At 66.4% G+C, this 11494-nt stretch carries 10 protein-coding genes; 6 read left to right on the forward strand and 4 right to left on the reverse strand.

Translation table 11 applies throughout. The features are described from left to right. Positions 1-2: 2 nt before the first annotated feature. From P0D62_RS07785 to P0D62_RS07795, 3 genes are read right to left on the reverse strand one after another with little or no spacing between them, the layout of a single operon-like run. Positions 3-872, reverse strand: a complete 870-nt coding sequence (locus tag P0D62_RS07785) for a carbohydrate ABC transporter permease (RefSeq protein WP_275702068.1) — start codon at positions 870-872, stop codon at positions 3-5. Beyond that, a complete protein-coding gene (locus tag P0D62_RS07790) occupies positions 869-1840 on the reverse strand; it encodes a carbohydrate ABC transporter permease (protein WP_275702069.1) in 972 nt (323 codons plus the stop codon). The genes P0D62_RS07785 and P0D62_RS07790 overlap by 4 nt, the downstream gene beginning before the upstream one ends. A 1-nt stretch (position 1841) precedes the next feature. After that, entirely contained in the window at positions 1842-3131 is a 1290-nt protein-coding gene (locus P0D62_RS07795; RefSeq protein WP_275702070.1) for an extracellular solute-binding protein, read from the reverse strand. A gap of 343 nt (positions 3132-3474) precedes the next feature. On the opposite strand from P0D62_RS07795, the gene P0D62_RS07800 reads away from it, so the two are divergent. Continuing rightward, entirely contained in the window at positions 3475-4209 is a 735-nt protein-coding gene (locus P0D62_RS07800; protein ID WP_275702071.1) for a hypothetical protein, read from the forward strand. Positions 4210-4223: 14 nt separating this feature from the next. On the opposite strand, the gene P0D62_RS07805 is transcribed toward P0D62_RS07800, so the two are convergent. Then, on the reverse strand, positions 4224-4850 hold the full coding sequence (locus P0D62_RS07805) for a DUF7691 family protein (protein WP_275702072.1): 627 nt from the start codon (positions 4848-4850) through the stop codon (positions 4224-4226). A gap of 154 nt (positions 4851-5004) precedes the next feature. On the opposite strand from P0D62_RS07805, the gene P0D62_RS07810 reads away from it, so the two are divergent. The 5 genes from P0D62_RS07810 to P0D62_RS07830 all read left to right on the forward strand — a co-directional run bounded on the left by P0D62_RS07810 (position 5005) and on the right by P0D62_RS07830 (position 11478). After that, on the forward strand, positions 5005-5982 hold the full coding sequence (locus tag P0D62_RS07810; protein WP_275702073.1) for a hypothetical protein: 978 nt from the start codon (positions 5005-5007) through the stop codon (positions 5980-5982). Between the two features lie 92 nt (positions 5983-6074). Continuing rightward, positions 6075-8345: an ROK family protein gene (locus tag P0D62_RS07815; RefSeq protein WP_406708237.1), complete on the forward strand. Its 2271-nt coding sequence runs from the start codon at positions 6075-6077 to the stop codon at positions 8343-8345. Positions 8346-8419: 74 nt separating this feature from the next. Continuing rightward, positions 8420-9697 carry an ABC transporter substrate-binding protein gene (locus P0D62_RS07820; RefSeq protein WP_275702075.1) on the forward strand — a complete coding sequence of 426 codons (1278 nt, stop codon included), beginning with the start codon at positions 8420-8422 and terminating at the stop codon, positions 9695-9697. 4 nt (positions 9698-9701) lie between these two features. Continuing rightward, entirely contained in the window at positions 9702-10634 is a 933-nt protein-coding gene (locus P0D62_RS07825) for a carbohydrate ABC transporter permease (protein ID WP_319946993.1), read from the forward strand. Then, positions 10627-11478 carry a carbohydrate ABC transporter permease gene (locus P0D62_RS07830; RefSeq protein WP_319946994.1) on the forward strand — a complete coding sequence of 284 codons (852 nt, stop codon included), beginning with the start codon at positions 10627-10629 and terminating at the stop codon, positions 11476-11478. Before P0D62_RS07825 ends, P0D62_RS07830 begins: the two co-directional genes overlap by 8 nt. Positions 11479-11494 lie beyond the last annotated feature (16 nt).

The raw sequence follows: 11494 nt of genomic DNA on the forward strand, positions 1-11494 counted from the left end.
GCCTAACCCTTCACTGCACCTGCCAAACCTGAAACCAGGTGCCGTTGAACGGCGACGAAGAACACCAGCACCGGGATGGTCATGATGACAGATCCGGCCATGATGGCGCCCCAGTCGTTCTGGTCGGGCTTGAAGAAGTTCAGGATGGCCAGCGGCAGCGTCTGGTTCTCCTGGGCCGAGATGATGAACGTCTTGGCGAACAGGAAGTCGTTCCAGGTGGAGATGAACGAGAACACGCTCACCGCCACCAAGCCGGGTGCGACCAGCGGGAAGAGGATCGACCACGTGAACCGGAATCCGGTGGCGCCGTCCAGCTTCGCCGCCTCTTCGAGCTCGACGGGAACCGCCGCGACGAAGCCTCGCAGCATCCACACCGCGAACGGCACGGAGAACCCGATATGGACCACCATCAGCGAGCCCAAGTGGTTCAGGCCGATGGCGGGGATGACCTCGCCGAAGTTGCGGAACATGAAGAACATCGGGATCGTCAGGGCCTCGATGGGCACCATCTGAGCCACCAGCAAAATGATCAGCAGCTTGGTGCGCCAGCGGAACTGGAACCGGGTGAGCGCGACGGAGGCGAAGAAGGCCAGGGTGATGGCCCCCACCACCGACACCAGCGCGACGATCACCGAGTTCATGAAGTACTGCCAGAAGTTGTTGACCGTCAGCACTCTTGCGAACGAGTCCAGGGTGGGCTGCAGCGTCCACGGCGTGGCGACGCCGGCGTTGAGCTCGGTGGTCGGCCGGAGCGCGGACAGCACCATCCAGTACAGCGGGAAGGCGACGAGCAGGGCGACGACGATGCCCGCTCCGTTGGTCACCAGCTCGCTGGGGCGAAGCCGGCGACGAGGGGCCGAGGTGGTGCTCATATGAAGTCTCCAGATCGTTGTTGCACCCGCAGGTAGACCATGGTGATCAGCAGGAGGAGCAGGGTCATGACGACGCCGATCGCGGCGCCCTGCCCGTACATCGACGACGCGAAGGCCTGCTGGTAGGAGTACACGTTCAGCACCAGGTTCTGGCCGTTGATGCCGCCTCCGCTGGTCATCACGTAGATCTGGGTGAAGAGCTTGAAGTCCCAGATGATCGACTGGATGGTCACGACGATGATCATCGGCCTCAGCAGCGGCACGATGACCTGCCACACCAGCTGCCAGGTGCTGGCACCGTCGAGGCGGGCCGCCTCGATCACCTCGGTCGGCACCCCGATGATGCCGGCGTAGAGCGTCACCATCACGAAGGGGAACGAACACCAGACCACTTCGGCTCCGACGAGCGCGAAGGCCGAGAACTTGTCATAGGTCCATGAGTGACCGAAGAACTGCTCGAGTCCTAGCCCGACGAGGAGCTTGTTCACGAGACCCAGCGTGGGATCGAAGAGGAACATCCACACCGCGGAGCCGGTCATGGCCGGGGTGGCCCAGGCGCCCAACGCTGCGAAGAACATGACGTTGCGCACCCACGGCTTCAGCCGGGTGGCCAGCACGGCCAGCCCGCCGCCTACCAGGATGGTGACCACCACGAGCACCGCCGCGAACCCGACGGTGTTCTGCAGCACCTGCCAGAACTTCGGGTCGGAGAACAGCTTGGTGTAGTTCTCGATGCCGATGAACGTCAACGGCGCGTTGCCGGAGACCTGTGCCTGACGGTAGTCGTACAGGGAGATCACGATGAGCTGATAGAGCGGGTAGATCAGCAGTGCACCGAGCACCGCCACCGCGGGCAGCAGGTAGAGCCACGGCTCCCAGGGCGAGCCGGCGCGACGGCTTCGCTTTCGCCGGGGGCCCGGGGCGGGCGAGAGCGTCTCGCCCGCCGCCGGTATCGAGTGGGTGGTCATCTCACTGACCCGCGAACACGTCGTTCATGGTCTTGGCGGCCGAGGTGGAGGCCGTCTCGACGTCCGCAGCGCCCGTCACCACGCTCTGGATCAGGCTGGGGATCACGCCCTGGGCGTCGACGGTGTTCCAGGACGCGGTGACCGGCACGAACTTGGTGCCTGCGGCGATCGTCTCGATGAAGGGAGCCATCTCCGGGTTCGCCGCGGCGACGGTCTCCTGCACGTCGACGAAGGTGGGCAGGTTGCCCATCGCGTCGAACATCTTGGCCTGGTACTCCTTGCCGGCGAGCAGCTTCACGAAGTCGACGGCGAGGGTGCTGCGCTGGCTGGACTTGAACACGCCCAGGTGGTTGCCACCGGCGAACGCCGGGGCGATGCTGCCGGCCTCGACGCCCGGCAGGGGGATGATGGCGTAGGAGTCGCCGATGTCCGACTCGTCGACCGCAGCGACGTTGAAGTTGCCGCCGATGGTCATGCCCGCGCCGCCCGCGACGAACTGCTGCACCGAGGCGTTGCCGCCCCACTCCGCGCAGGTGGTGGGCGGGCAGATGTCGTCGGAGATCAGGCGGGTGTATGCCGCGAGGCCGGCCTTCGCCTCCGCCGAGTCGAGGCCGGAGGTCCAGGTGTCGCCCTCGTTGACGGCGAGTTCGCCTCCGTGCGCCCAGAGGTACGGCATGTAGGCGAACTGGGCCGCGCCGCCCGTGGAGATGCCCACCATCTCGGAGTTCGCGGCGCGGATCGCGAGGGCCGCCTGCTCCACGTCGGCGAGCGTCTTGGGAGCTTCCAGCTTGAGCTGCTCGAAGACGTCGGTGCGGTAGAACAGGGCACGGACGCCGACGTACCACGGCACCGCGTAGCTCACGCCGTCGATCTTGGTGGTCTCGAGGGCGGCCGCGTCGAGGTCTTTGGCGTCCTCCCAGCCGGAGATGTGCTGGGTCATGTCGGCGAGGCCGCCCGCGTCGACGTAGCCGGCCAGGTCGGTGTTGCCGAATTCAGCCACATCGGGTGCCGACGAGGGATCGTTGAACGCCGCGCGGAAGCGCTCGGAGCGCGTGTCGACGGGAATGTACTGGACCTCGACGGTGACTCCGTCGTGCGCCGCCTCGAACTCGCCGATCGCCTCGTTGACGATTTGCTCCTTCGGGGCCTGGTTGACCTCGGAGAAGAGCCAGACTCGCAGGGTTCCGGTCTCCTCATCCGCCGTGCTGACGGGGGTGCTGGCCTGCGGCGGTGCGCAGGCTGTCACCGCCGCCAGCGCGAGCGATGTGGCGATCAGCGCGAATTTCCTCATTGTTGCCCTCCTGGGGTGGTGCGGCTGCGCGACGCCGACGTCGCGCGATGCGATGAAAGTAGGCCGAGACTCCGACGAGGGGGAGACAACGATGGCCGTATTGGTGCACTGCACACCAAGTTGCCTTAGTCGTTACAGGCCATGGAGGTAGATGCGATTTGGATTGTGCAGTGCACACGTAAAGGATTCAGTGGGCGCCGTGAACCGGTTGTTGAGCCGCGCGGAGCGGCCCGTGCGCTCTGGGGATGTGTGTGGGGAGGGCGGAATCTCGTGGTGATAATCCGACCGGTGTAGTTCGTCGCGAAGCCTTCCCGCCGGTGCACGGGTGGCGTAGCCTCGGCGCATGGAGGAGCGATTCTCGTACATTTTCTTGTCGTTGGATCTCTTCGCGGCAGCGCTCGCCGCGGGGGTCGCCACGTCATTGGAGTGGGCGCCCTGCCAAGGCGCCATGCTGAACGGCCTGCTCGACTTCTCGCAGCCGGCCGAGGGATTCAGCGACGCCTGCCTGGCTCGGATGGACGGCAGCGCCGTGCTGCATGACGGCTCCGCCGCCGTGCCGCTGGGCGCCGGAGCCGTCGGCGCCAGGGGGCTGTCGGCGCTCCTGCTCGCGGTGGGGTGGCTCGGCTACGCGTCCCGGTTGCGGCTTCCCGTGATCATGCGCGCGATCGTGCTGCTGCCCGTGATCCCGATCGTGTGGTTCGCCGTCGAGACCTGGTCGTCGCGGGACGCCGCTTCCCTCTGGAACCCGACCATCGCGATGGGCGCCATCGAGATCACGGCCATCATCGCCGCCATCGCGATCTTCCTGCGCCCTGGCGTCGACGAGACCAGGAATATCACCCTGATCGGACTGTTCGCGGTGGCGGCCTACGGGCTCCTGCACTTCATGGGCGAGTACGCGCTGATGATCGCCGCGAGCGAGGCCAACTGGGATGTTCCGCCCGGCATGGGATTCCCGACCGCCGCGATGATCGGGATCTGCGGAGCACTGGTTCTCTACCGCGGTCTGCGGGTGAGCCGCGCTGCGGCGGGAGCGGTGCCGTCGAGCCCCACGACGGGTCGCGCGGCGTTCGCCTAGCCGGGTTGTGCCTGTCAGGCCTGGTGGCCGATGACGATCACGTCCTCGTCCTCCGCCAGACCGGTGAGGAACGTGGCAACCGGGGTGACGAACCTGCGGGTCTCTTCGGTGAGCGCCGACTGGTCGTCGATCGGGGACGTGAGCACATCGTCGAGCGCCACGGCGGTCTCGCGGGCGTGGAGACGCTTGGCGTAGCCCACCAGTTGTCCGGGCAACGGTCGCAACGGGATCTGGAGGGGCAGCTCGGCCAGCCGTCGTAGCGCGAAACGCGACGACAACCCGCCGCGAGCGAGATCGAACTCGACGCGATCCAGCAGAGCCGCATCGCGCAGCACCGTGAGATGTGCTCGGGACAGGTGGCTGACGAAGGCCTCGACGAGGTGCCAGCACGCGGGCGCCCTCTCGGGAGCGATGAACTCACCCGACAGCAGGGCCTCTACGTCGGCCTGTTGCGGCCGGTCCGGATCGACGGCGAAGGAACGGTCTCGGCGCATCAAGGGGCGGAAGGCGCCCGGCCGGCGAGTGGGGGCGGGAAAGGTCGTCGAGGCCACCTCGCGCAACTCGTCAGCGAGCCTCGCGTCGGCCCCGAAGATGTCGCGCACCTGGTCTATGCCCAGCGCGTACAGCTCCACTGCCTGCACACCACGATTCTATCCGCGCGCGTATCATCGGACGGGTGAACCCGAAAAGCAGGCGACTGATCGTGAGCGTGGTGCTGGTGGTCGTCGTCCTGGCCGCGGTGCTCGGCGGCGTGCTCGGCAGCTTCAACGGTCTCGGCGGCTAAGCTGACCACCGATGAAGAACGTTCGCCGGACCGTCGCGGCCTCCGCTGCCGCAGCCTTCGTGATGCTGGGGGCTGGAGCGCTGCCCGCCGCCGCCGAGCCGCCCGCGCTGCCGGAGGACGTGGGGGAGTTGGTCGGTGCCACCGTGGATCCCGCCACCAATACGCTCTGGCTGGCCGGAGCCGGGGCTGACGACGGCACGCTCACCGGAGTGACCACGGACGGCCAGCACCAGGAGATCACCTTCGGAAACGACCTCACCTCGGTGCAGGCGCTGTCCTTCCACGATGGCCGGATCTATGTGGGTGACATCGGCGACAGCAACGCCAGCCGTGGCCACATCGTCGTCTATCGCCTGAACGACACCACTCCTGGCGCGCAGAGCTTCAACGCCTTCGACTTCTCCTTCCCTGACGGGCCGCAGAACGCCACCGCGTTGATGGTCTCGGGCAAAGGCCGGATCTATGTGGTCACCGACGGCGACGATCCTGGCATCTACAACGCCTCGCTCGATCCCTCGCGCACTCAGGTCAACCGACTCAACCGAGCCGCCGATGCTCCGGCCGGTGTGACCGATGGCGCCTTCCTCGCGGACGGCTCCACGATGGTGCTGAGAACCAAGGACGGCATTCAGGTCATCGACGCCTTCACCTGGCAGACCTCCGCGACCGAGATCCTCGTCGGCGCCGCGGAGAACGAGGTGCTGGCGGTGGGATCGGGAGACACCCTGCTCGTCGGATCCGCCGCCGGGCTGCGTGAGTCCGCCGTGCCCACGAGCAATACCACCACCACGATCGTCCCCCAGACGCCGGAAGTCAGCCCGAGCCCGAGCCCCAGTCCGTCGCCGGAGCCGACCGCGAGCTCCAGCGCGGAGGAGGAGGCGCCGTCCGGCGATACCTCACCTGCGCGGACGGGCACCTTCGTCGCGATCGCGATCGCGCTGGTGATCGCGATCGCAGCCGGCGCCTCCACTTTGCTGGCAAGGAACTGAATTCCCGCTCAAAACGCCCTTGACATGGCCCGATAGATAGTTAAGCTGTCTGCATTATTAAGGGTGGAGGCCAAGTGGGGCGAGCGGAGCACATGACGGGCGTCTTCGAGGCGCTGCGTCGCGCGCCAGCAACGGTACGCAGCCTGGTGGCTGAGACCGGTCTGTCCCGGCCCACCGTCATGTCTTTGCTGGACAAGCTGGAGAAGAAGGGCCTCGCGTCGTCCAACGACGCCGAGGCCGTCACCGCGGGCAGGCCCGCCAGCACGTGGCGCATCGCTGGCGGTGCGGGCGTCGTGGTCGTGGTCGACCTGCTGCCGGAGAGCGCGGTGGTCGCATCGGCCAGGCTCGACGGTACCGTCATCGCGGCCGAACTCGTCGACGTGGTTCCCGTCGAGGGCCGTCGGCGGCTCGCTGCGTTGATCGGGCTCATCCGAGCCCACCAGGAGAACCTTCCGAGCGACGCCGGACCGGTGCGTGCGGTCGCGATCTCCACCACCGGACCGGTGGATGGAGCCGGGACGATCATCAACAGCGTCGCGGTCACCGACTGGTCCGGCTTCCCGCTGGGCCAGGTCTTGAGCGAACGACTCGGGCTGCCGGTCCGCGTCGAGAACGACATCAACTCCGCCGCCTACGGCGAGTTCTCCGTCCGCCACTCCGCGGGGACCCTCGGAGACTCCGCCGACCTGCTGTTTGTCGCGCTCTCCCGCGGCGTGCTGAGCGGCCTCGTGCTGCGTGGCGAACTGCATCGCGGTCAAGGGTTCACCGCCGGTGAGGTGGGCATCGTGGTGACGGGCGGATCCGGGCCCGAGCACGGCCATCTCTCTCGCGCGGCCGAGGTCATTGCCTCGGCGGCCGCCGTGCTGGACCCGTCGGTCATCGTCCTCTCGCTGCCCATGACCGAGTTGCCCGACGCGATCGCCGAGATCAACGGCTATCTCGCCAGCACTCGCACACCGGGCGCCACCCCGTTGATTTTCGAGGGACCGTTGCTCGGACAGAGCGCGGCCACCGTGGGGGCGTTGGCGCTCGCCCTCAAGGACGCTCAGGAGCGACTCCTCGGCCAGCCTGCCAGTACCGTCTTCGCGCCGTCGGGATTGGAGCCTGTCCGCGCGGCAACATCGAAAGGGAAACACCTGCCCATGCACCGCTATCAGTCGGAAAAGACCGCGACTCTCAAGGTCGGGGTCGTCGGGGTCGGGTCACGATCCGTGATCGCCCGGCACTTCGAGGAACCGGACCTGGGCGGGAGGATCGTCGCCGCGTACGAGCCGCATCCCGACGCGGAAGCTCGCATCGTCAGTCGTCTGGGTCGCGACGACATCCTGGCCGCGAGCAGCGTCGCCGAGCTCGTCGCCTCCGGCATCGACGTGGCCCTGGTCACCGCGCCCGACAACGCGCACGCCGAGCTGGCCTGTCAGCTGCTGGAGGCCGGGGTGCCGGTCTATCTGGAGAAGCCGATCGCGATCGAGCTGGAGGGCGCCACCCGCATCCTCACCACGGCCTACGAGACCGGCACGAAGCTCTACGTCGGGCACAACATGCGTCACATGAACGTGGTGCGGGGCATGCGCGACATCATCCGTCGGGGCCTGATCGGCGAGGTCAAGGCGATCTGGTGCCGGCACTTCGTCGGCCACGGCGGCGACTACTACTTCAAGGATTGGCACGCCACCCGCGAGGGCGTCGGCGGCCTGCTGCTGCAGAAGGCCGCGCACGATCTGGACGTGATGCACTGGCTGGCCGACTCGCATACCCAGCGGGTCAGCGCGATGGGCGCCTTGACGGTCTACGACAAGGTGGACGACCGCCGCGACCGCAGCAACGAGCTGATGGGCGACTGGTTCAGCTTCGACAACTGGCCGCCGCTCGCGCAGCGGGGCCTGAACCCCGTGATCGACGTCGAGGATCTGTCCATGATGCTGATGCGGATGGAGTCGGGCGTTCTCGCCTCCTACGAGCAGTGTCACTACACCCCCGACTACTGGCGCAACTACACCGTGATCGGCACCGAGGGTCGGATCGAGAACTTCGGCGACTCCGAGGGCGGCGTGATCAAGCTGTGGAACCGTCGCCGCGACTACGACCCTCAAGGCGACGCGCAGTTCCCGATCGAGGGCGACGCGGGTGGCCACGGCGACGCGGACCGACTGACCATCGGCGAGTTCGTGCGTTTCATCCGCGACGGTGCCCCCACCGACACCTCGCCGCTCGGCGCCTGGTACGCGGTGGCGGCGGCGATCCAGGCGACGGAGTCGCTGCGGGCTGACTCGGCCCCGCGCGACATCCCCGAGCTCCCCCAAGAACTGGTCGAGTATTTCACGAACAACCAGACCAGACCGGCTGCCGACGTGCAGCCGTAGCACCCCCGAAACGTGCGCCCACTAGCGTCGGGCGCACCCCGAACAAGAGCCATCCAAAAAACAAGGAGGAACCCATGAAGCGACGTAGCTTCCTCACTGCCGTCGGCGCCACCGGTGTCACGGCTACCCTCGCCGCCTGCGGTGACGACAGCGCTCCGGAGCCCGGCGGTGAGGCCGTCGAACTCACCGCGGAGACCGAAGCCACGCTGACGATGTTCTACTGGGACAAGAACCAGACTCCCACCGTGGAGGCGAACATCGCGGCGTTCAACAAGACGTACCCGAAGATCAAGGTGACCCCCTCGATCGCCGCCTACAAGGACTACTGGACCAAGCTGCGCACTCAGGCCGAGGGCGACCAGCTGCCCGACGTGTTCTGGATGAACGGCCCCAACATCCAGCTCTACGCCTCCAACGGCATGCTGGCCACGCTCGATGACGCGCCCGATGTGGATTGGGCCAACTACCCGCAGGCGCTCGTCGACCTCTACACCGTCGAGGGCAAGCACTACGGCATCCCGAAGGACTACGACACCATCGCGGTGTTCGCCAACAAGAAGCTGTTCGCCGACGCCGGCGTGGAGCTGCCGACGGGCGACTGGACCTGGGAGCAGCACAACGACGCCGCCCGCAAGCTCGCCGCCTCCGGCGTCTACGGCCTCGTCTCCGCCCTCGGTGCCGCCGACGGTCAGGGTGCTTACTACAACACGATCGCCCAGGCCGGCGGCTACGTCATCAAGGACGGCAAGTCCGGCTTCGGCCAGCCCGAGGCGATCAAGGGCCTGAAGTTCTGGTCCGACCTCGTGGCCGAGGGCACCATTCCCAGCCTGCAGATCATGTCCGACACCACGCCGTCGGCGCTGTTCGCCAATGGCCAGGCCGGCATGTACTGGGCCGGTTCCTGGATGGTCGGGTCGTTCGCCAACGACATGGAGAGCCTCGACGACGTCATCGTGCTGCCGCTGCCGCAGGATCAGCAGAAGGGCACCATCATCCACGGCCTGTCCTACGTGGCGTCCGCGAAGTCCGCGAACCTTGCTGCCGCCAAGGCGCTGGTTGCCGCGATGACCACCAAGGAAGCCGCCGAGACCGAGGCCACCAACGGCACCGCGATCCCCGCGTTCAACGGCACTCAGCAGGCTTGGGTTGACGGAAAGCCCGGCATGCAGCTCGACGTCTTCACCAAGGGCGCCGAGGAGTACTCGGTGGCGTACCCGGTGTCGAAGAACACCGCGGCGTGGAACGACCTCGAGACGCAGCTGCTGCCGGATGCCTTCGCGGGTAAGACCCCGATGGAGGAGACGGCCAAGAAGCTGGCTGAGCAGATGGACGAACTCCTCGCCAAGGAGTGACACCATGTCCGCCACCACTACGGGGCGCTCAGCGCCCGGAAAAGTGCGACGCAGCAACCCGATGTCCGTGGGCGCATGGCCGCTGCTGTTCGTCGGCCCGCTCCTGATCGGCGTCGCTGTCTTCTACTACTACCCGATCATCAGCAACTTCGTGATGTCGTTCCGGCAGACCAACGCCTTCGGCGGCGACGCCCATTTCGTCGGCCTGCAGAACTACACGGATCTGCTCACCCGCCCGGATCTGCCGAGCGCGCTGGGCAACACGTTGCTGTACACGGGAATCGTGCTGCTGGGTGTCCCATTGTCGGTGGTGATCGCGGCGCTGATCGAGCTGCCAGGACTGAAAGGCAGGTCGCTGTACCGCGTCCTGTTCTTCATGCCGTATCTCGCGATGCCCGTGGCCATCGCGCAGGTGTGGCGGCTGTTCTTCAACGGCAACTTCGGCATCCTCAACCAGTTCCTGAAGTCGATCGGTATCGCGGAGCCGCCACACTGGCTGTCCACCCCTGGCTTCGCGATCTTCGCCGTCGCGATCTTCGGGATCTGGGCGTCGATCGGCTTCAACGTGATCATCCTGTCGGCTGGTCTGAAGTCGATCCCAGGTGAGCTCTACGAGGCGGCGTCGCTCGACGGCGCGTCGGCGTGGGCTCAGATGATGCGGATCACCGTGCCGCTGCTCAGCCCGTCGATTTTCTTTCTGAGCGTGATGTCGGCCATCGGCGGCTTCCAGCTGTTCGACGCGCTGTACGCGATGATGGGTTCCGGAAACCCGGCCATCAACCAGTCGCGCTCGCTGGTGTACCTGTTCTACAACGAGGCCTTCGTCCAGCAGAACAAGGGCGGCGGCGCCGCCATCGCGATGTTCATCGTGCTGCTCGTCGGCATCGCCACCGCCATTCAGTTCTGGGGCCAGAAGAAGTGGGTGCACTATGGCTAAGGAGTCACGCTTCCAGCGCGAAGCGCGCAGGCAGGTGCGCTATCTGCCCGCGCACATCATTCTGATCCTCGGCGGGATCGTCATGGTCTTCCCCTTCATCTGGCAGATCCTGATGTCGTTGTCGACCAATGCGGAGATCCAGTCGGTTCCGCCGACGTTCATCCCGGAGACCCTGCAGTGGGGCAACTACACGGAGGTCTTCACGAAGATCCCGTTCCTCTCCCAGTTCGGCATCTCGCTGCTGATCACCGTGGGGCGAACCATCGGCCAGGTGGTGCTGTGTTCGTTGGCGGGCTACGCCTTCGCGCGGATGCAGTTCCGCGGCCGCAACCTCGTCTTCGGGTTGCTGCTGGCGATCCTGATGATCCCGGGTCAGGCCTACCTGATCCCGCAGTACCAGATCATCAAGAACCTGAACCTGCTGGAGACCCCGTGGGGCATCATCATGCCGGGCATCTTCTCGGCCTTCGGCACCTTCCTCATGAGGCAGGCCTTCATGTCGATGCCGGCGGCGCTGGAGGAGGCCGCGCGCCTCGATGGCTGCAACCCGTGGCAGACGTTCTGGAAGATCATGCTGCCGCTGGCCAAGCCCAGCTTGTTCGCGGTGGCGATCGTCACCATCCTGTGGAGCTGGAACGACCTGTTGTGGCCGCTGATCGTGACCACCCGTGAGGAGACCATGCCGCTCAGCGTCGGCATCGCCACCCTCGCCGGCCAGTACAGCAGCGACTACTCGATCATGATGGCCGCATCCATCATGGCCATGGCGCCGATCTTCGCGCTGTTCTTCTCGATGCAGAAGCGCGTGATCGAGGGCCTTGCGTCCTCCGGCATCAAGGGCTGATAGTCGACGAACGGCC

It is taken from the genome of Tessaracoccus caeni, assembly GCF_029211185.1.
Lineage (GTDB): Bacteria > Actinomycetota > Actinomycetes > Propionibacteriales > Propionibacteriaceae > Arachnia > Arachnia caeni.

Bases quoted from the DNA above. Each gene is read 5' to 3' on its own strand.
- P0D62_RS07820 (WP_275702075.1), top strand. From the start codon at position 8,420: ATGAAGCGACGTAGCTTCCTCACTGCCGTCGGCGCCACCGGTGTCACG.
- P0D62_RS07830 (WP_319946994.1), top strand. From the start codon at position 10,627: ATGGCTAAGGAGTCACGCTTCCAGCGCGAAGCGCGCAGGCAGGTGCGC.
- P0D62_RS07825 (WP_319946993.1), top strand. From the start codon at position 9,702: ATGTCCGCCACCACTACGGGGCGCTCAGCGCCCGGAAAAGTGCGACGC.
- P0D62_RS07790 (WP_275702069.1), bottom strand. From the start codon at position 1,840: ATGACCACCCACTCGATACCGGCGGCGGGCGAGACGCTCTCGCCCGCC.
- P0D62_RS07800 (WP_275702071.1), top strand. From the start codon at position 3,475: ATGGAGGAGCGATTCTCGTACATTTTCTTGTCGTTGGATCTCTTCGCG.
- P0D62_RS07785 (WP_275702068.1), bottom strand. From the start codon at position 872: ATGAGCACCACCTCGGCCCCTCGTCGCCGGCTTCGCCCCAGCGAGCTG.
- P0D62_RS07810 (WP_275702073.1), top strand. From the start codon at position 5,005: ATGAAGAACGTTCGCCGGACCGTCGCGGCCTCCGCTGCCGCAGCCTTC.
- P0D62_RS07795 (WP_275702070.1), bottom strand. From the start codon at position 3,131: ATGAGGAAATTCGCGCTGATCGCCACATCGCTCGCGCTGGCGGCGGTG.
- P0D62_RS07815 (WP_406708237.1), top strand. From the start codon at position 6,075: ATGACGGGCGTCTTCGAGGCGCTGCGTCGCGCGCCAGCAACGGTACGC.